Raw genomic sequence first — 21,172 nt, 5'->3', positions numbered from 1 at the left:
AAATCCATTATATATAATTTAAGATTAAATCAATAAATTATATAATATCTCATGAACAAATTATATATAAAGTGATAATATGGTTAAATGCAATAAATGTGGAGCATTAATTGATGAAAATGATAAATTTTGCATGAATTGTGGAAACAAACTAAATTTCAAAATACTAGACATACCCCAATTAGTAACCTTAGAAAAATGTCCTGTTTGTAAAAAAGGAATAGTAAATGAATGGAATTACTGTCGTTATTGTGGATATAATACAATTAATCCAAACCAAGGAACATCAATGTTAAAAAAAAATTGTTGATGATATAAATTATAGTTCTACTCCTTTAAGGTTTTGTACAAACTGTGGTAAAAAATACCATAATGATTCCATAAACTGCCAGAAATGCGGAACTGAAATTCCAAAACCCGATGGCCCTTATTATGGAAATCTTTCTTATGAAAAATTTCAATTAATTTATATAAATCAAATTTTAGTTCCTTTATCCACATATTATAAAGTAAATTTTAGAAAAATTCTCCTAAAAGATCATTTTAACTTATCATTTAATGAAGAAACACATATTATCTATTTATTAATGGAATATGTTTTAAATAATCCTAATAATGATATTATCCCTTATTTTAAAGAAATACTTGAAAAAACAAGAGAAATATTTAAAGATATTGAAGGTTATGTTTTAAATAAAATAAAACCTCAAATAGAAGAATGGTTTAATACAACAGGTTTCATATTTAACAACGAAAAACAGATTAGTTCTGAAGAATATCAAATTATTAAAACACCTATTACAACAAATAAACATGGTGGAGGTACAAAAGCACTTGCAACACTTGGTTTTGGACTGATAGGTTATGCTGCTTCTTCTGGTGTGAAAACTGAGGTGAAAACTGAAAAAATTAAAACTAGTGATGCAAAATATTGTTTCACAACAATTAATATTTCAAATAAATACGTGGATATTGATATTAAAATAACTGGAGAAAACAACACAAAAATAATCTTAAAATGGGAAAATATATCTTTATTTAGTGATGATGAATATTTTGTTTTAGACTCTGGAGAAACATTTAAATGTGCTCTTAATAATCAAAAAATTAATAATTTAATTAGTGATGCACTTATTGATGCTGTAATCACATCAGATTCAAAACTAGTTCATGAATATCATCCTAAAGTATTGTCAAAAGTTAAAAAATTTTTAAATGAATTAATAAATGAAAAAATTAACAGTTTTAAAATAAAAGAATCTTCTAAATCCACTATCAAACTTGAAAAACTAATTGAAATGTACGATAAAGGATTATTAAGTGACGAAGAATTTATTACTATGAAAAAAAAGGTAAAATAAATGGAGGATTATTTAACTGCATTAATTACAGTTTTTCCACCCATATATGGAACTAAAACATCAGGAACCTTAATACTTCCATCTTTTTGTTGATAATTTTCAAGTAAACAGCACATAGTTCTTTCAGTAGCTATTGCAGTACTGTTTAAAGTGTGTAATGCCTGTGCATCTCCAGAACCTGCTTTACCAAAACGTGTTTTAGTTTTTCTTGCCTGATAATCTTTACAATTAGTACATGAAACTAATTCTCTATAAGCTTTAGAACCTGGGAACCATGCTTCAATATCATATTTAATAGCTGCATTATCATTAAGTGCTGAGGACACAATAGCAACTACTTGATAATGTAAACCTAATTTTTGATATAATTCTTCAGTTACTTCAAGTAACTTTTTATGAGCATTTTTAGATTCTTCAGGAGTGGTATAAACAAATTGTTCTATTTTTTCAAATTGATGTACTCTAAATATTCCTAAAGTATCTTTACCATGAGATCCTGCTTCTTTTCTAAAACAAGTTGAAAGAGCACAATATTGTATAGGTAAATCTTCAGGAGATATTATTTCATCTCTATGAATTGCTGCTAATGTTTGTTCTGCTGTAGCAATCAAGTATAAATCTTCATTTTCCACTTTGTATAATGTTTCTTCGAATTCTCCTAATTCTGATGTTTCTGCAGCTACTTCACTTTTAACAAAGAATGGGGTTTGAAGTGGAATATAACCTTTGTTTTCTAATTCATTTAAAGCAAATTGAATTAAAGCTAAATTAAGATGTAATATGTCTTGTTTTAAGTAATAAAATCTTGCACCAGCTATTTCAGCAGCTGTTTTCAAATCAGCACCATCAATTTTTTCAATTAAATCAACATGATTCAATGGTTCAAAATCAAATTCAGGAATAGCTCCATATTTTTTTACAATTACATTATCCTCTTCACTTTCTGCTATAGGCACATCTTCATCAATAATATTACCTACTTTATATCTGTAATCTTCACGTAATTTTTTATATTCTTCAATTTTAGGTCCTAACTCTTTAATTTCATTAGCTACTTCTTTAGATTTAGAGATAACTTCTTCCAAGTTACCTTCTTCCTTAGCTTTTTTAAATGATTTAGATAATCTATTTTTTTCAGAACGTAAGAAATTTAATCTTTTTTCTCCTTCCCTCCATAAATTATCATATTCAATAACTTTTTCAGCAGTTTCAGTTCCTCTAAATCTTTTTTTCTCAGAATCAAAAATCACTTCAGGATTTTCTCTGAACAATTTTATATCTAACAAATCTGTGTCCCCTACTTAATTTAATCATAATATAATTTATTTTTTTTATTTTTTATAGTTAATCATTTAAATTTCAGATTTAATATTAATGTTATTTTCAGCAAAATATTTTAGTTATTCTTTAAAAAAGATTTAAAAAATTTCTCAAATTCTTCATCATCCATAGGTTCAGGTGTTGTGAAAATTTTATTATCCATAATACTTTTAGCTAACTTCTTATATTCACTAGCTTCATCAGATTCAGGGTATTTTTCTACAACAGTTTTTGCATCTAATTCACTTTCTTGAATTAAATTACTTCTATTAATAGTTCCTATAATATGAGTTCCTATTTTTGATGCAAATTCAGTGACAATTTCTTTTTCATTATCAACATTTCGACAATTACAAATTATACCACTTAAATTACCTTTAAGTTTTTTGATTCCTTTAACTATATTATTAGCTGCATATAAAGACATGTACTCTCCAGATGTTACAATTATTACTTCATCTGCATATTTTTCACGTAATGGTACTGAAAAACCTCCACAAACAACATCTCCAAGCACATCATAAACAACTACATCCAACTCTTTATCAAAAATACCTAAATTTTCAAGTTTTTTCATAGCCACTATTACACCACGTCCAGCACAGCCAACACCAGGTTCAGGACCTCCACTTTCAACACATAAAATATCATTATAACCTTTAACAACAATATCTTCTTCATTAGCATTTCTATTGTTTTTAAGTGTATCTACAACTGTTGAAATTCTCCTACCACACAATGTACGTGTTGTATCTGCTTTTGGATCACAACCAATGACTAAACAATTTAAATTTTCATTTGCATAAACTGCAGATAAATTAGCTACTGTTGTACTTTTTCCAATTCCACCTTTTCCATAAATAGCTATTTTTTTAATCATTTAATATTCTCCTATTCATGTTTCACTATCTTTCAATTAATTTATAAATAAAATCATTAGGTCTTACTTTTATTGGAATAGCTACTCCTACATTATTTCCCTTTTCAACTTTTTTAACATTTTTTCCATTGATTTGCATTGAATCAATTTTATGTTTTATAGAACCTGTAGTTTTTCCTTGAATTAAAATTTCATCACCAATAGCTAAATCATCCCATATTTTAAATTCAGCAACTTTAACTTTATTAAAATAATTAACAACATGCCCAATATCTTTTTTAATATATTTTGACTGATTATTTTCACTTGTTTCAAAAGGCGTGTTAAAGTAAAATCCTGTGTCAAAACCGCGATTAAATACACTTTTAAGCTCTTCAATACAATGTGGGTTTATTTTATACTCATTAGGATTTTTATCATAAACATCAATAGCTTTTCTATACACATTAGTTACCATTGCACCATAATCTGGACTTCTAGCTCTTCCTTCTATTTTAAATGAATCAATACCTGCATCAATAAGCTCAGGAATATGTTCTATCATCATCATGTCCTTTGGTGAAAAGAAATTAGTTCGATAACTATCATCATATGACTTAGATATTGTGAATGATTCATCATTAACTTCAGATAAATTTATTACATTATCTTCATCATCTTCTTCAAAAGTTAAGGTCCAGTTTTTACGACAGGGTTGTAAACAATCTCCACAATTTGCACTACGACCATAAAGACCATAACTTAAAAAACACCTGCCAGATATTGCCATACACATTGCACCATGTATAAATACTTCTGTTTCAATAGGTGATGATTTAACTATTTTTTTAATATCTTCTAAAGAAAGTTCCCTTGATAAAATAGCTCTTTTAGCACCTAATTTCTTAAGTGCTTTTAATGTAAAAGAATTGGAAATATTCTCCTGAACACTTATATGTGCTTCAAGACCATTATCTACAGTATCTTCTATTAATCCAATATCTGCTAAAATAATTCCATCAATTTCAGAAGAAGATATATCTTCTAATTGATTTTTCAATTTAAAAGCAGCATCTTCATTTAAAATAATATTGCTGCACAAATAAGTTTTAGCGCAGTAATCTTTAGCTATCTTTGAAACTTCTTTTAAATCATTTAAAGAGAAGTTTTTAGCATTTGCCCTCATATTAAAGTCATTAAGACCAAAATATACTGCATCTGCACCATTTTCTAAAACTGCTCTAAGAGAAATAAAATTTCCTGCAGGAGATAACAATTCAACCATAATATCTAAGGTTTATAATATGTTTCAGCTTCAATATCCTCTGGAAGATCTGTTGGATAACATTCATTTAAACAACCTAAACATAAATTTTCTTTAGGCATACCAATAGCTTTTACTAAGGATTCTAAACTAATATATCCTAAAGTATCAATGTCTAATTGTTGTCTTATTTCTTCAACAGAATAATTAGCTGCAATTAGTTCTTTTTTACTAGCCATAGCAACACCATAATAACATGGAGCAATTACTGGAGGACATCCAACTAAAAAGTGTATTTCTTTAGGTTCAGCTTCTTTAACAAGATCAATCAAAGATTTAGAAGTAGTTCCACGAACAATACTATCATCAATTAAAACTATTTTTTTACCTTTAATAGCTTCTTTAATTGGATTTAATTTAAGTCTAACAGCCAATTCCCTTTCTTCTTGAGTAGGCATGATAAATGTTCTTCCAACATACCTATTTTTAATTAAACCCTCACCATAAGTTATTCCTGAAGCTCTTGAATATCCAATAGCTGCAGGAATTGAAGAATCAGGTACTGGGATAATTACATCTGCATCAATCGGAAATTGTTCATATAATTGCTTTCCAATATTTAATCTTGTTTGATATACATTAACCTCGTCAATTGTACTATCAGGTCTTGCAAAATAAACATATTCAAACATGCAATGAGCAAGAGAAGTTGAACTAGCTAATTCCAACATAGAACTTTGAATTTCATTATTTTTAAAGTAAATAATTTCTCCAGGTTTTACATCCCTAATGAATTTCGCATTAATTACATCAAAAGCAACAGTTTCAGAAGCTAAAACAAAATCATTTCCTCTTTTAGCTATTGCTAAAGGTTTTATTCCAGCAGGATCACGAACACCATACAAATCACCATTAACAAGTATAGTTAATGCATATGATCCTACTAATTTTTTAGAAACAGACTCAATGGATTCTAAAATACTTTTACCATTAACATAATGTTCTTTTCTTAACATGTAACAAATTACTTCAGAATCAGTACCTGACTTAAATTCATAACCTTCATCTATAAGTTCATTTCTCAATTCAGAGGAGTTTACAATATCTCCATTATGAGCCATAGCTATGAATCCATCATCAAAATCCGTTACAAAAGGTTGTGAATTTTCAAGTTTAGATTCACCAGTAGTTGAATATCTTACATGACCAATAGCCATGTTTCCTTGAAGATTATTAATTTCATAATCTTTAAAAACATCAGTCACCAAGCCCATACCACAATAATAATTTAATCCTTTATCTGGATTAAAAGTAGCCATTCCTGCAGATTCTTGGCCTCTATGTTGAAGAGCATATAAACAATAGTAAATTAAAGAAGAAACATCTTTAGAAGTATCTAAAGAATGTATTCCAACAACACCACACTTATCTTCTATTTCTCCTTGCATTGACAGTCTCCATATATCATTAATATAATTATAAATTTCTGCTTTATAGTATTAAAATTATGCTATTATTACTCCCAAAAATTCTCAAAATTATTTGAGATATCATAATCATCTTCAACTTCTGAATCATTATTTGAAGTTGAGTTTAAATCCCTTTTTAAATCATCATCATTTTTATCAACAAATATTAAAGCTGTTTTAATAATTTTCAACCAATCAATAGCATCTTGCTTAGATTGAGCTCCAATATAACCTTGACCAACAAGAATATTTTCTGGTTTAAATTTATTTGTAGCTATTATAATTTTTTGTTCATCAACAATATTTTCTCTGAAAACTTCCTGCCACAAATCATTTAATTTATAAATTTCAAGAAATTCCTTAGAATAAATATCCTCATAACGAGATTTAAAAGATGTAAAATCAGATTTTAAATTATCAATATTATCTCGTAATTCATTATTTTTCAAAGATAAATCATCACACTCATCAATAACCTTATTATAATCATCAAGTAAATTATTATATTTATAAGTTAGTTTTAATAATTTATTTTCTAAAGTATGAACATTAACTAAATTTAAAGAATAAGATAAAGCTGCTCTTATAATAGAATTTAATATTTCCTTAGCAGCAAGTTTTGAGTCAATAGACTCATTTTTAATAATATTATTATAATCAAATAATCCCACATGATTAAAATCAGTTTTTAAATCATTGAAAAGTAAGTTATAATTTTCATCCTGACCATAACCACCAATAAGAATAATATCTCCACCATTAGCTACTTTCTTAGCTATTTCCAAATTGTTTGTAGGAATAATTGAAGAAACAATAATATTATAATCTTTCTCAAGTTGTGCGCTATCTATAGATTTAGATATTATTTCAGCAATATCTAACCCTGAAACAACTATACGCACATCAACTTTTGAAATTACACTATTTTCATTTTCCATATCCATGACCTAGTCTTGATATATTTTTTTATGCCAATTCCAAGCAGATTCCACAATAGTTTCTAAATCATACTGTGGAGTCCAACCTAATTTATTTTTAATTTTGGTTGCATCAGCAATTAAAATATCCGGATCTCCTTCACGACGTTCATCAATTTTAACAGAAAATTCTTTTCCAGTGACCTTTTTTACCATGTCAATTACTTCTTTAACAGAAAATCCTTTACCATTACCTAAATTAAATACATTAGATTCATTTTCATTACATAAGTATTCATAAGCATCAATATGTGCTTTAGCTAAGTCATTTACATGAACATAATCACGGATACAAGTTCCATCTGGAGTATCATAATCAGTTCCAAAAATAGATATGGAATCTCTTCTTCCAATTGCCGCATCTAAAACTAAAGGAATTAAATGAGTTTCTGGCTCATGTAATTCTCCAATTTCACAGTCAAAATCACATCCTGCAGCATTAAAATATCTTAAAGCTACATAATTAAAATCTCCTTTGGCAGCTTCACGCTCTAATGCTTTTTCAGTGATAAATTTAGAATGACCATATGGATTAATTGGTTTTAGTTCTTGATCTTCTGTAATTGGAACTTTTTTAGGATTCCCATATACAGCAGCAGTAGATGAGAGAATAAATTTATTAACTCCAAACTCTCTCATTATTTGTAAAAGATTAATTGTATTTTTATAATTATTTTTAAAATATTTTTGAGGCAATTCCACAGATTCAGCTACTGATGAAAATGCTGCAAAATGCAAAACTCCATCAATATCATATTTTTCAAAAACTTCTCTTAAATCTTTACTTCCAAAATCATAGTTTTCAAAATGACCCCATTTAACAAAATCTTCATAACCTTTAACAAGATTATCAACTACAACAGTCTCATAACCTGCTTGGTTCAAAGCTTTGTTAGTATGAGCCCCTATATACCCTGCTCCACCAGTAACTAGAATCAAACAATCACCTTAAATAAATTTACCTAATTTAAGTAAAGCTTTAGGAGAAACTTTAATTAAAGCTTTAACAAGTTCAGTTGTTGAAATTTTCTCAAAGTTAACATCCTGGAATGCATGAGCAATATTATCAAGTTCTTCATCAGATAAAGTTAACATGTATTCTTGAACTTTTTTATATTTATCAATTTCATGAGATAAATCATCACGAGCTATTTTATCATATTTTTTAAGGAATTTTCTAGAATGATTACCTTCTTTAATAGATTCTGCAGCTACTTGACCAGCATACATTCCTCCAGTCATACCACTAATAATTCCTCCACCAGTTAATGGATTTACTTGACCTGCTGCATCTCCACAAACTAAAATATTATCATCATACATTTTTTTAGGCATTCCACCAACTGGATCTCCACCAACATTTAACTCAACAGCTTGAGCATTTTTAGTTGCTGGACATTTAGCTATAAAATCATCTAAATATTCAATAGCGGATTTTGTTGCTTTATGTTGAAGAATAGCTAAACCTACATTAGCTATATCATCCCCTTTAGGGAAAATCCATACATAACCTCCAGGTGCGCAAGAACCGAAATAAAATTCAATAACAGCTTCCCTATCAAATTCAACATTTACCATTTCATATTGAACTCCAGATTCCATTTCTTTAGCTTTTGCACTACCTTTAAGACCAGCCCATCTTGCAACATGTCCTTCAGGACCATCAGCAGCAATTACTATTTTAGCTTTAATTTCTTCAGTTTTACCCATAGATTCTGTAGAAACAATAAAACCATCTTCAATTTTATCCATTCCAGTAGCTAATGTTTTAATTCTAATTTCAGCTCCTGCTCTTGCAGCATCCATAGCCATGTGTTTATCAAATACTTTTCTTTCAAGAATATAACCTGCTTCAGGCAATTCTATTTCTTCTTCAGTTAACCAAACATCAGTTCCATCAGGAGAAGTAAGTCTCACTCCATCAATTTCTTTAGTAACCCAACGGGAACTTGGTTCAATTCCAAGTTTTGCAAGACCTTTTTTAGAAACTCCTTCAGCACATCTTTTTGGAGAACCAATTTCGGATCTTTTATCAATTAAAATAACTTTTGCTCCACCAAGAGCAGCATGTTTTGCTGCTGAAGAACCTGCTGGTCCTCCACCTATTACTAATACATCAGTTTCAATCATAAATAATCTCCTTAATCTTCTTTCTCCAAAGCATTAATAGGACAAGCATCAATGCATGTACTACAATCTCTACATTCATTTTCATCAAATACTAAGCTATACTCCTTAACTTGTATTAAATTTCTTGGACAAACACCAGCACATTCTCCACAGAATGAGCACCAATCTCTTACAATCATAAATCAAAAGTCTCCTTTTTATAAAAAATTAAAATAGTTTATGTTATGAATACTAAGTTCGTTATAATATTTAAATTCTTTTACAACATTCTACCTAACTAAAACAACAGGAATATCAGAAGTTCTTAAAAGTCGTTCACTAACAGAACCTATTTGATTTTGAGATACTTCATTTTCTTCAAAAGACACAAATCGTTTATTATCTGAACCAAAAGCATGAATTACAACTAAATCTGCATGTGCCTGATTAATAATAAATTTCATATCTCTTAAAGCATCAGCAGTTAATAAATGCTCTACAGTTTCTATTCCTTGTTCATTAGCTTTGTTCGTAACTTTTGCTAGAATTTTATCCCCATTATCTTCTTCATCATCATAGCTACTAAAAGAAAATTCCTCTAAAACATGAATTGCTGCTATTTTAGAGTTGAATTTTTTAGCCATTTCAATAGCTACATCAACTGCTTTATATCCATATTCAGAGCCATCAACAGGAACTGCAATAATATCAAACATCTAATTATTCTCCTTTAAATAATCTGCATGACATAAATTAATAAAATTATCAACAGCACCATCCACATCTTCATTATCATCAATTATCTTACCATCTTCCATAAGAATAGTTCTATTACTTACTTCTTTAACAAAATCAGTATTATGTGAAACCATAATAATAGTAATTTCATATTCTTTAGATATTTTCTTAAGAGAATTAGCTACAATTCTTAAAGTAATTGGATCCAAATCTCCAAAAGGTTCATCTAAAAGTAAGAATTCAGGTTTTGAAATTAAAATTAAAGCAAGCATTACCCTAACTTCTTGACCACCAGATAATTCATATGATTTTCTATATAATATATCTAAAGGTAAATCAAGTAGTTCAAATATATCCTTTACTGCTTCTTTAGTAGCTGTTTCAGGGAATTTAGGGAATAAATCATCTAAAATATCTGGCATTAAACCAATTTTAGCTAAAAGATCTCTTGCTTCACTTTCAGGTAAATCAATTAATGCATAAAGTGAATCCAATAATTCTTCACCTAAACCTAATTTTTCAGCCTTTTTCCTTGCTTGTTTTACAACATCTTGATTTTTATAACCTAAACGTGTAGCTAATTGACTTAAAACAGTTGCATAATAACTTAGAGCAAATTCCTGATACATAAATCCAAGTTTACGCCTTACATTCATACGTTCTACACTCGGCATAGAAATATCTACCCAGTTACCATTTGATTCATAGATAACTCTACCTTCATCAGGTAATTCTAAATCTGCCAACATTCTAAGTAAAACTGTTTTACCTGCACCACTAGGGCCAATAAGACTTATAATATTTTCTTTTTTAACATCAAAATTTATGTCTTTAATTTGCAAAACTTCTCCACCAGAGAAAAGATAAAATCTTTTATCAATATCTTCTGCTTTAATAACAGTTTTATCAGTTGAAATATTTTTAATATCTACTACATCATCCATTCCACTTAAAAATTCATCAACAATATCATCAGGATTTCCATCTTTCTTAATTTCACCATTTTCAAGTAGAATAACTCTATCAGCCAAATATTTCTGAATTTCAGGTAAATGAGAAACAACAACTACTGTAATATTTAATTCTTCATTAATTTTTTTAACAGCATCAAGAATTTCTTGTTTTGTTTTAGGGCATGCCATCGTAGCTGGTTCATCAAGAAGCAATACTTTTGGTTGTTTTGCAAGTTGTCTAGCTATAATAAGTCTTTGTTTTTCACCACCACTTAATACAGCAGCATAATGATCTGATTTATCTGTTAAAGAGACCATTTCAATAATTTTATCTGCTTCATCACCAAATTCACTTTCAGCTACATTAAAATCAGTACTTTCTTCATCAAAATATTTACGAGCATATAATTTTCTTAAAACATTTTCACGAACTGTTTCAGGCCATATACCAAATGATCTTTGAAGATGAATAGCAGTTTCTTTTTTAAGTTGATTATAATAAAATTGAGAATCCCCCGCATGAACACTTACATCACCAATAGTAATAGTTCCTTCATCAAGTTCTTCAACTCCTCTAAGTAATCTTAAAAGAGTAGTTTTACCGGAACCACTTCTCCCCATTATTCCAAGGATTTCTCCTTCTTTAACTTCAAAACTAAGATTTTTAATTCCGATAACTTTATCTTTATTATCTAATTCATATGTTTTACTAATATTGTCAACTTTAATCATGTTTTATGCCCCAATAATAATATAAATAATTTTATAACTGAAGCTATATATATTTTAATTAAAAATATTTAAAATAAGTGATTAAAATGACTAACAATACTAAAATTCAAGAATATATTGACACTTTAGAAAATGATAAATTACTACTTGAAACACATTTTGCAAATATTGAAAGAATTATAAAAGAAAATGATGATTTAAATCAAGATAAAGTACTTAGTTTATTATCTAAGTTCAACACATTTAACATCCAATATGATCAATTATGCCATGATTTAATCACATTTATAAAAATATTCAAAATAGATAAAGAAGAAATAAGAATATATAAAACTGAGGAACTCATTGAACTTTTAGAAACAAAAGTAAATGAAGTCTATCACTAATTATAATTAATAATTACACTACCTGTTGCATTAGTAGTTGAATTTTCAGCTACTACTTTACCATCACGAAGAAGTTCTACTTTAAGTTCATTAGTACTACCATCAACTTTATTGATAACAATACCTACTTTATCCCATGGTGCACAATTTAAATCATATAAATCATCACCATGACCAGATACATCATTAGGATAATTTAAATCTCCAATTTTACCATCCCATGTTCCATTATACATTACATGAACCTGATAAGGATAATTAGATCCTTCCTGTACTTTTTCTTTAGCTGAAATAACATTTAATGAACTTTTATCATCCGGTTGGGATGCATTATAAATAAATGAAAATAATAATAAAGCTATTACCACAATTCCTAACACAATAGCTATTTTTTTACCTGTGCTGATATTCCACCCATTATTTCCTTTATTAGTTGAACCAGCACTTTGTGGATTTTTAATAGGATATGTACAATTTTCACAATACATTGAAATATCGTTATTTTCATATCCACATCTCGGACACTTGACCATAGTATCTTAATTCCTAAAAATTATTGTTACTGTATACAACTTATTAAAATTCATCATATTTAAATTTAATTGAAGTAAAATAAAAATTTAGAAAAAATCAAATAAAATGAAATTAATGATAATATTCATAAACATTAGTAGCTACTTTCTCATTCATACCCTCTATTTTAGATAATTCTTCAATAGAAGCTTCTTTAACTTTATCAATTGTTCCCAAATTCTTTAAAATATTAATCTTACGTTTTTTACCAATGCCATGAATATCATCCAAAGAAGATTCACTTATATTATCACTTCGTAACTTTCTATGATACGTAATTGCAAATCTATGTGATTCATCCCTAACCTGTTGAAGTAAATGTAGAGCTTTATTATTTTTAGGAATTATAATAGGTCTTCCAGAATTAGGAACATAAATCTCCTCAAATTCTTTAGCAAGTCCAATAATAGGAATATGAGATAAATTAAGCTCATCTAAAACTTCACAAGCCATACCTAATTGACCTTTACCTCCATCAATAACAATCAAATCAGGTTCTTCATCACTATCAACCATTTTTAAACGACGTGTCAACAATTCTTTCATCATAGCAAAATCATTAGGTCCAGGAGTTTCTATTTTAAAACGTTTATATTTCTTTTTATTAGGTTTTGCATCTTTAAAAGAAACTTTTGAACCTACAGCAAATTTACCAGAAATATTACTTATATCATAACCTTCAATAATTCTAGGTATTTTATCAAGTTTTAAATATTTTTTAAGCTCAATTAATGAATTTTCCATAGCTTTTTTCTGATGTTTAATAATTTCAGCATTTTTTTGAGCCATATTAACAAGTCTAAGTTTAACACCTTTCATGGGGACTTTAATATAAACTTTATTACCTCTCAAATCGCTTAACCACTCTTCAAGTAATTTACTATCATCAATAAGCTCATTTAAAAGAATCTGTTTTGGAACATGCCTATTATACCCATAATACTGTTGAATAAATGCAAATAAAATTTCAGAATTTGATTCATATTGAGACCCACTCATTAAAAAATCATCACGTCCAACAATCTTACCATTTCTAATAGGCATTATAATAACTACAACTTCATTTTCATTAGGAGCAATAGCTATTACATCTTGGTCTAAATCATCATCAACTAAATCAACAAATTGTTTTTCCATGATTTCTTCAATTGAAACTATTTGATCCCTTAAAACAGCAGCTTTTTCAAATTGCTCATTTTTAGCAGCTTCCATCATTTCTTTTTTAAGATTTTTAACAATTACAGAATATTTTCCCTGAAAAAATAAATCAATTTTATTGATTATTTCACCATAATCTTCTTTAGAAATTTCACCAGAACATGGAGCATAACATAAATCAATTTGAGAATTTAAACAAGGCCCATCCATATTACGACAAGTTCTAATTTTAAACAAAGATTTTAAAAATTTAACAGTTTTCTTAACAGAAGTTACATCTGTAAAAGGACCATAATAAACACCATTTTTTGTAATATTTCTTGTAATAATCAATCTAGGGAATTTTTCATTTGTAATTTTAACATAAGGATATCTTTTATCATCTTTAAGCTGAATATTATATCTTGGACGATGTTTTTTAATAAGAGTAGCTTCTAAGATAAGAGCTTCTTTTTCAGAGTTAGTTACAATATATTCCAAGCTATCAAAATGACTCATTAAAATTTGAGTTTTAGGACGATCTAATTTTTCTCTAAAATAAGATCTAACCCTGTTAATAAGATTTTTAGCTTTACCAATGTATATTATTTCATCATTGGCATCTCTCATTATATAAACTCCTGGTTTTTTAGGTAAATTTTCAGGAGACTTAACTTTTGTTGACATAATAACGACACTAATTTAACTCAAGAATATCTTTATCTAATTTAACTTTATTATTTACTATCATCAAATCTAAAACACTGTTGATTTTATTAGCTGTTTTCTTAGAAGTTGATTTAAATCCAAAATTACGTGAAACTTCTTTAGGTAATGCTTTTGTAGAAATTGATTTTTTATGAAGTAATACTAACTCAATATTTTTAGCTATTTCATCATCAGAAATCAAATCAATATTAGGTTTAACTCTTTTTCTAATAATTATATCATTATTTGCAGCATTATACAAAAAGTCCCCAATTTTAATAATATCCCCATCATTTTCAGCTGTAGCAATAGCTTTATTAACTGTTTTCTTTAAGTTGACCCCTGCTCTTTTTATATTACAACTGTCCTTAACTCTTTTAATAACTTCATTAATATGAACTGGCCCTTCAATCGCTACAATTTTATCAATAGACTTAGCTATTTCATCATCAGATTTGTTAAATAATTCTTCTTGTGATGATAATCCTATATCTTCTGCTTGTTTATACTTTACAATTTCATCTTTAAGATTAGTTTTTCCAGGAAGTTTTTGATTATCAAATTCTTTTAATCTATTATTATTTTCAAATCTCTCTTTTTCAATTTCAGTATAATCATTATTAGCCGTTTGAATGATATTTTCTAAAACTTGATCTTGAATATTTTGTCTTCTTTCTTCCTCATGAAGTGGAATAATAACATTTTCATCACTAGCTATTTCTTTTTTAAGAGCTTCCATCAACATTTCTTGTTCATATCTTTTTTCTTCAGCTTCAGCAAAAGTTAATTCATCGTTCTCATCTTGTGAAAATTCATATTCATCATCATTGTGTTCAGGAGTTATATAATCATCAGGATTATATTCTTCAGTTCTATCAATTACTGAAACATATTCTGCAGGTGTTGGATTTTCTATTTCCTTTAATGATTTATTAATATATTTCACTTCATTTTTTAAATCAACAAGAGAATCTTTAACAGACTTATTTTTATAATCAGATGTTTTATGATAAATATTATTTTTTTTAAGAGGATTTGTAATACCACTTACTCCTTGATAATATTCATTTTTATTATCTGATGTATGTGTAGTTGATAATTCATCAGAATTATTATCATCAGATAAATTATTTTGATTTTCCTCATCATAATCATGATAGTAATCATCGTCAATTACAGTTAATTCCATATTTTTTTCATTATTAACATTATCAATTAATTCCTCAAAAGCATTATTTACAATATTAGAAGCTACATTATGAATATCTTCATCATCTAAATTTATATTAGATTTAAATGTCACTTTTTCAAAAATGTTCTCTTTATCATCATTACCCTCATCTTCTAAATCAACCCCAACAATTTCAGGTTCAACTACATATTCATCTTTAGGAGTTGGTCTATGTAATTTAGGACTCTCATTTTCCATTATTTCACCACCTACAATTTCAATTTCATCTTTATTTGAAGATTCTAATTTAGATTTACCAATAATAGCACTTGCTAGCGCTCCATGATGTTTAGGTTCCCTTTGTTTATTATCAAAGAAAATATTTTTAATAGTTGATTTATTTTTAGACCCATTTTTAGTGGAACTTTCTTCAATATACTCCTTAGAATCATCTTCATTTTCTAATTCTTCTTTTATATTATTATGGAAATTTAAATCATCTTCACCATCATCAAGTACAGAATTATCATTATAATCTTTTTCCACATTTTGTTTTTGAAGGCCATCATTGATTTCTGATTCAATAGATTCGTCCTCTTTTTTAGAAACAAGTTTATCTGAATCTTCTTTTAATTTAACCTCATTTTTAATAGAATTGTCAAATTTAATATTAGATACATTATCTCCATGTTCTTCATTATCAGGTTTATTTTTAGACTTGAAAATTGAACTAATACTAAATCCATTAGATAAACGTGATTTCTTTTTAGATTCTATTTCATCAAAATCATTTACTTCATCATTATTAAAGTTTTTATGATTAATTATTTGTTTATTTTCATGAGAATCACTATTGGTACTTTCTTTAAATTCTAAATCATTATTAAAAGTTTCATCAACTTCTGATTCATTATCATCTAAATTTGAAGTATCATCAACTTTAACATCCCCTAAATCACTATCATCCATTATTTCCAAAGAAGTTTTTTCATCATTTTCCACACTGGAAATTAAATCATTATCAAATTCTGAAGAATTTTCCTGATTTTCTTCCAACTCAACATCATATACACCTTCCAAAGAAACAATATTCTCATCAGAATTATTTTCATCTTCTTTGGATTGTTCTTCTAGCTCTTTTTGTTTTGCTAAATGTAATTCTTCAGCTAGTTTTTCAGCTTCTTTCTTTCTTTTTTCAGCTAATTCTTTAGCTTCTTGAGATTTACGTTTTTCTTCTTCACGAGTTTCTTTTATAGAATTTTCAACAGCCTCAAGCAATCTTTTACGACCTAAATCTCTATTTCTATACCAATCCGTAGACCATAAATGATACAATTTCCAACCAAGACCTTCTAATACTTGTTCTCTTAATCTATCTCTATCTCTAGCTACTTTACTTGATGCATACATCTTTCCATCAGTGGTAATTCCTAAAATATATTTTCCAGGATTTTCATCATCAACAATAGCTAAATCTACTCTAAATCCAGCACATCCAATTTGTTTATCTACTTGATATCCATTTTCAGCTAAAAAACTAGCTATTGCATCTTCAAATGGTTCACTAGAATGTTGTGTTATTTGTAATGTTCCTAAAGTTAAATTTTCAGCATATGCTAAGAATTCTTTAAGAGCTTTTACACCATAAGGTGGGTTTGCGGTTAAATGCATATCATATGCTTTAAAATTAGAAAATACAACACATTTTTCCCTTGCACGTGTGATTAATACATTTAATCTTCTTTCTCCACCATCTTGATTTAATGGTCCAAAATTTAAAGACATTTTTCCTGCCTGATCATAACCATAACCTACACTAATTAAAATAACATCTCTTTCATCCCCTTGTATTGTTTCAAGATTTTTAACAAAGAAACGTTCATCTTTATTTTCAGCAAATAATGGCTCCAATTCAGGACGATTTTTACGTTCAATTTCTAATTCTTCAAGAATAGCGTTTTTTTGAGCAACAGAAAAAGTTCCAACACCTAAACTTTTAGTATCACCATACTTATCAAAATGATTAAATATCTCTTTTACAACATCTCTTGCTTCTCCACGGTTTGCAGATGAAGAACCTCTATCATAAGAAGTATTTGGATTATAATAAAATTTTAATCCTAATTCTGGATCATCATGAGCAGGAGATGGATACACTAATAATTCATTATTATAAAATTCTTTATTTGAAACAGAAATTAAAGATTCATGACGACTCCTATAATGCCATTTAAGCATTTTAACAGGAAATGATAATTTACATAAATGAAGTATACTTTCCATATCTAAAGATGTAGCCACTTCCTCATCACTTTCTCCAGTAGCCATTTGATCAAAGAAAGATGTTGGAGGTAATTGTTGAGTATCACCCATTACAACAGCAGTTTTACCTCTCATAAACGCACCTAATGCATCTTCAGGTTTAACTTGACTTGCTTCATCAAAAATAACAACATCAAATTGTAACTCTTCATTTGTAGGATCCAAATACTGAGCAACAGACAAAGGACTCATCATAAAACATGGTTTGATTTTTTTGATAATACCTCCAGCTTTTTCTAATAGTTTTCTAACTGGCAGGTGTCCACTTTTTCTTGTAAATTCTCCAGCTAATATTTTAGCTTCAGGATTTTCAGTTGCTCCAAATATTTGTGGAATATTACTGTTTAATTTTTGGAAAATTCTTTTACGATTTAAGGCCAATATTTTTTTATCTAAATCTTCAAATTCTTTTATTCTATTTTCATGCAGTTCTCCAATAAATGTAGCTAACTCTTGATTTTCAACAAATAAACAATTTAATAAAGAATCTGCAAAATTTCCTTGAACTAATGACTTAACATCCTCTTTTTTAACATCTCTTCTCTCTATTGAGTCAATAAATTGTTCTGAATCAGTTCCTTTACATGTATTTTTAGTATTTAAATACTGGGACCATAAATGGAGACTGGATAATTGACCTCTCCAGTTGTATAACTGTTCTTGCCATTTTTCAAATGGAACATCCCCAGTATCTCTTTTAAATATCAATTTACTTCTAGGGTTTAATTTAGATTCCAATTTTTTAAGTTCATTTTCAAATAAATCCCCAGATTCAATATATTCTGTTAAATCTTCTTTAGGATTTATACTAAATATATCCTTAGATAAAATATCAATAGTATTTTGTGAAAATATGCCTTCACGAGTTAGTGCAGTAAATTCATTCATCCATTTACCAATCTCTTTTAAATCATTAACATCTGCACCTAAATGCCAATAATCACCATAATATTTACGAGCCAAATGTTCATTTGCATCTAATTTATTTTTAATATTAATTACTTGTTTTGCTTGTTCTAAATCAAAAATAACATCTTCTGGAGATTTAGGAACTGCGTTTTGATAATATCTTTCAACTACATCAATATGTTGTTTACTACCAAATAACCTAGATAATTTTTTATGTGCACTTTCTTGTACTTGTCTAATTAATCTATCAATATCTGCAGAAAATATATTTGAATTAAATTTATCTAAAGATTTAGATATTTTTTGATAGTTTTCCAATTCCTTAATTAATTTATAAACTTCATCAGTATTATTATTCCAAGCTCCTGATTTTAATATATCTCCATCAATTAATTCAGAATTTTTAGAACTGATTATTTCAAATGCTGAAAGAGATTTATCAAATTCATTTAATGTATCCGGTTTTTTAATACCATAAATATCATAAACTCTCCCTCGTTCAACTAAAAAGTCATCTAATGCATGTAAAGTATCATTAATTAATTGTTCTATTTCTCTTAAATCTGCTGGAAGTAAACTTTTTGGAGAGCATTTACTCCATGGATTTTCTTTAGATATTGTTTGATACAATTCTGCTAAATTTTCTAAAGATATTGTAATATCATCTAAATCTTTTATAGTTAAAGTTTCAGGATGAGAAAATCTAACTAATGGAATTATACGATCACTACGTGAAAAATGCTCATCAGCAGCTTCTTTTAAACCATATAATTGAAATGCAGATAATTGAACTTTATATAATGGTTTATGAATAATTTCAGCATAATCATCAAGCTGCTGCCTCAATGTTTCTAATTTTCTTATTGTCTGATCTATATTAATAGGTTCCTGAGACCTTATAGTTGTAGCTTTTTCCAAATCTTTTAAAAATTTTTTACGCCTTGTTTTATGTGAATGTATCTCCAGTATAAATTTACCTAATCCAACACTAGTTAATCTATCTTTAACCACATCTAATGCAGCCATCTTCTCACTAACAAATAAAACAGATTTCCCTTCAGCAAGAAGCTCTGCTATTAAATTTACAATTGTTTGAGATTTACCTGTTCCAGGAGGTCCTTCAACAACTAAATTCCTTCCAGCTTTAACATCTTGAATAGCTGCAATTTGTGAAGAATCAGCATCTAAAACTTGGTACATTTTAGAATACTCTAACTGAGAATCAATATCTTCTTCTTTAAATGCTTCTTTATCATTAATACTTGGATCAAATATAGCCTGAATTAATTCATTTTTAGTTAAATCAACATTATTTTCCCATGCTTCTGGATTTAAATCATTATACATTACAAATTTAGTGAAACTAAAGAAACCTAATGCTACATTAGTATTAACTTTCCAATTCCCCATTCCCCTAACAGAATCTCTAACTTCTCTTAAATAATGATCAATAGCTTCCCCATATTTTTTAAATTTAAAATCAGGAAAATTAACCCCATTTTCTTTTAATTTAGCTTTAATAGATATATTTGTTTGAATATCTTCACCAGTCCAAGCCAAATTAAATGATTTGCCTACTTTTTTACGTTCCATTGAAACTGGAATAAGAACTAATGGAGCATGATTCACTTGTTTTGGTTTGGTATTATCTCTCCATTCCAAAAATCCAACAGCTAAATAAAGAATATTGTAACCTTGTTCTTGCAACATTGTTTTAGCTTGATTATTAATATAAAACAATCTTTTTTGAAGTTCATTTGGAGTTAAATCAGTAGCTAATGTTTTATCACCATCACTAAATCTTGAAAGATCAAAGGGAGCATGATCCCAAATAGAAAATCCTGATTTTTCTTTTTTTTCTTCTTTTTTATTAGCTACAAAATACATTTTGTTATTTTGTAAAACTAATGTTTGATAAATATTAATTGGTGATTGGTTTGCAATAGTAATTGTTCTTGCTCTTGATTTAAAATTAAGAAGTTGATTCCTTAAAGTTAAATCTAAAAGCTCATTACGTAAATTTTCAAACTCCTTTTTAATTTTATCTGATGAATTATTTAACATGTTGACCCTTTATTATATATAAACTAAAAAAATTCAAAATCATATATAATTATTTTTTCATTAATTAATAAAGTTTTCTAATTAAATAAAATTTAAATAAAAGCTTAAAAAAGGTAGGAA

Annotated in this window: 16 protein-coding genes; 3 read left to right on the top strand and 13 right to left on the bottom strand. The window is 27.8% G+C overall.

Going from position 1 to position 21,172, the window contains the following annotated elements:
• Positions 1-79: 79 nt before the first annotated feature.
• Entirely contained in the window at positions 80-310 is a 231-nt protein-coding gene (locus Q0984_RS04805; protein ID WP_299524348.1) for a zinc ribbon domain-containing protein, read from the top strand.
• A gap of 277 nt (positions 311-587) precedes the next feature.
• Positions 588-1,361: an SHOCT domain-containing protein gene (locus Q0984_RS04800; protein WP_299524346.1), complete on the top strand. Its 774-nt coding sequence runs from the start codon at positions 588-590 to the stop codon at positions 1,359-1,361.
• Positions 1,362-1,369: 8 nt separating this feature from the next.
• Here Q0984_RS04800 and serS read toward each other — a convergent pair whose 3' ends face one another.
• The 10 genes from serS to Q0984_RS04750 all read right to left on the bottom strand — a co-directional run bounded on the left by serS (position 1,370) and on the right by Q0984_RS04750 (position 11,782).
• Positions 1,370-2,647: a serine--tRNA ligase gene (gene serS / locus Q0984_RS04795; RefSeq protein WP_299524343.1), complete on the bottom strand. Its 1,278-nt coding sequence runs from the start codon at positions 2,645-2,647 to the stop codon at positions 1,370-1,372.
• Between the two features lie 110 nt (positions 2,648-2,757).
• Positions 2,758-3,561: a Ni-sirohydrochlorin a,c-diamide reductive cyclase ATP-dependent reductase subunit gene (gene cfbC / locus Q0984_RS04790; protein WP_299524340.1), complete on the bottom strand. Its 804-nt coding sequence runs from the start codon at positions 3,559-3,561 to the stop codon at positions 2,758-2,760.
• A gap of 25 nt (positions 3,562-3,586) precedes the next feature.
• On the bottom strand, positions 3,587-4,825 hold the full coding sequence (locus Q0984_RS04785) for a peptidase U32 family protein (protein WP_299524337.1): 1,239 nt from the start codon (positions 4,823-4,825) through the stop codon (positions 3,587-3,589).
• Between the two features lie 5 nt (positions 4,826-4,830).
• Positions 4,831-6,252 carry an amidophosphoribosyltransferase gene (purF, locus tag Q0984_RS04780; RefSeq protein WP_299524334.1) on the bottom strand — a complete coding sequence of 474 codons (1,422 nt, stop codon included), beginning with the start codon at positions 6,250-6,252 and terminating at the stop codon, positions 4,831-4,833.
• Between the two features lie 68 nt (positions 6,253-6,320).
• Positions 6,321-7,211 carry a hypothetical protein gene (locus tag Q0984_RS04775; RefSeq protein WP_299524331.1) on the bottom strand — a complete coding sequence of 297 codons (891 nt, stop codon included), beginning with the start codon at positions 7,209-7,211 and terminating at the stop codon, positions 6,321-6,323.
• A 9-nt stretch (positions 7,212-7,220) separates the two neighbouring features.
• Positions 7,221-8,189 (bottom strand): UDP-glucose 4-epimerase GalE, encoded by a 969-nt coding sequence (gene galE, locus Q0984_RS04770; RefSeq protein ID WP_299524328.1) that lies wholly within the window; start codon positions 8,187-8,189, stop codon positions 7,221-7,223.
• A gap of 9 nt (positions 8,190-8,198) precedes the next feature.
• A complete protein-coding gene (locus Q0984_RS04765; protein WP_299524325.1) occupies positions 8,199-9,380 on the bottom strand; it encodes an NAD(P)/FAD-dependent oxidoreductase in 1,182 nt (393 codons plus the stop codon).
• 11 nt (positions 9,381-9,391) lie between these two features.
• Positions 9,392-9,559 carry a 4Fe-4S binding protein gene (locus Q0984_RS04760; RefSeq protein WP_299524322.1) on the bottom strand — a complete coding sequence of 56 codons (168 nt, stop codon included), beginning with the start codon at positions 9,557-9,559 and terminating at the stop codon, positions 9,392-9,394.
• A gap of 90 nt (positions 9,560-9,649) precedes the next feature.
• Positions 9,650-10,075, bottom strand: coding sequence for a universal stress protein (locus Q0984_RS04755; protein WP_299524319.1), 426 nt, complete (start codon positions 10,073-10,075; stop codon positions 9,650-9,652).
• A complete protein-coding gene (locus Q0984_RS04750; protein ID WP_299524316.1) occupies positions 10,076-11,782 on the bottom strand; it encodes an ATP-binding cassette domain-containing protein in 1,707 nt (568 codons plus the stop codon).
• A gap of 86 nt (positions 11,783-11,868) precedes the next feature.
• On the opposite strand from Q0984_RS04750, the gene Q0984_RS04745 reads away from it, so the two are divergent.
• Positions 11,869-12,168, top strand: coding sequence for a hypothetical protein (locus tag Q0984_RS04745; RefSeq protein ID WP_299524313.1), 300 nt, complete (start codon positions 11,869-11,871; stop codon positions 12,166-12,168).
• Here Q0984_RS04745 and Q0984_RS04740 read toward each other — a convergent pair.
• From Q0984_RS04740 to Q0984_RS04730, 3 genes are all read right to left on the bottom strand, one after another.
• Positions 12,165-12,701: a zinc ribbon domain-containing protein gene (locus Q0984_RS04740; protein WP_299524310.1), complete on the bottom strand. Its 537-nt coding sequence runs from the start codon at positions 12,699-12,701 to the stop codon at positions 12,165-12,167. The genes Q0984_RS04745 and Q0984_RS04740 overlap by 4 nt on opposite strands.
• Positions 12,702-12,813: 112 nt before the next feature.
• Complete coding sequence (gene uvrC, locus Q0984_RS04735) at positions 12,814-14,565, bottom strand: excinuclease ABC subunit UvrC (protein ID WP_299524307.1); 1,752 nt, start codon at positions 14,563-14,565, stop codon at positions 12,814-12,816.
• A gap of 10 nt (positions 14,566-14,575) precedes the next feature.
• Complete coding sequence (locus Q0984_RS04730; RefSeq protein ID WP_299524305.1) at positions 14,576-21,052, bottom strand: DUF3320 domain-containing protein; 6,477 nt, start codon at positions 21,050-21,052, stop codon at positions 14,576-14,578.
• Positions 21,053-21,172 lie beyond the last annotated feature (120 nt).

The sequence above is a fragment of the uncultured Methanobrevibacter sp. genome (assembly GCF_934746965.1).
In the GTDB taxonomy this organism is placed as follows: domain Archaea; phylum Methanobacteriota; class Methanobacteria; order Methanobacteriales; family Methanobacteriaceae; genus Methanocatella.
The sequence above is the reverse complement of the archived record's forward strand: the minus strand, read 5'-3'. Positions and strand labels throughout refer to the sequence as shown.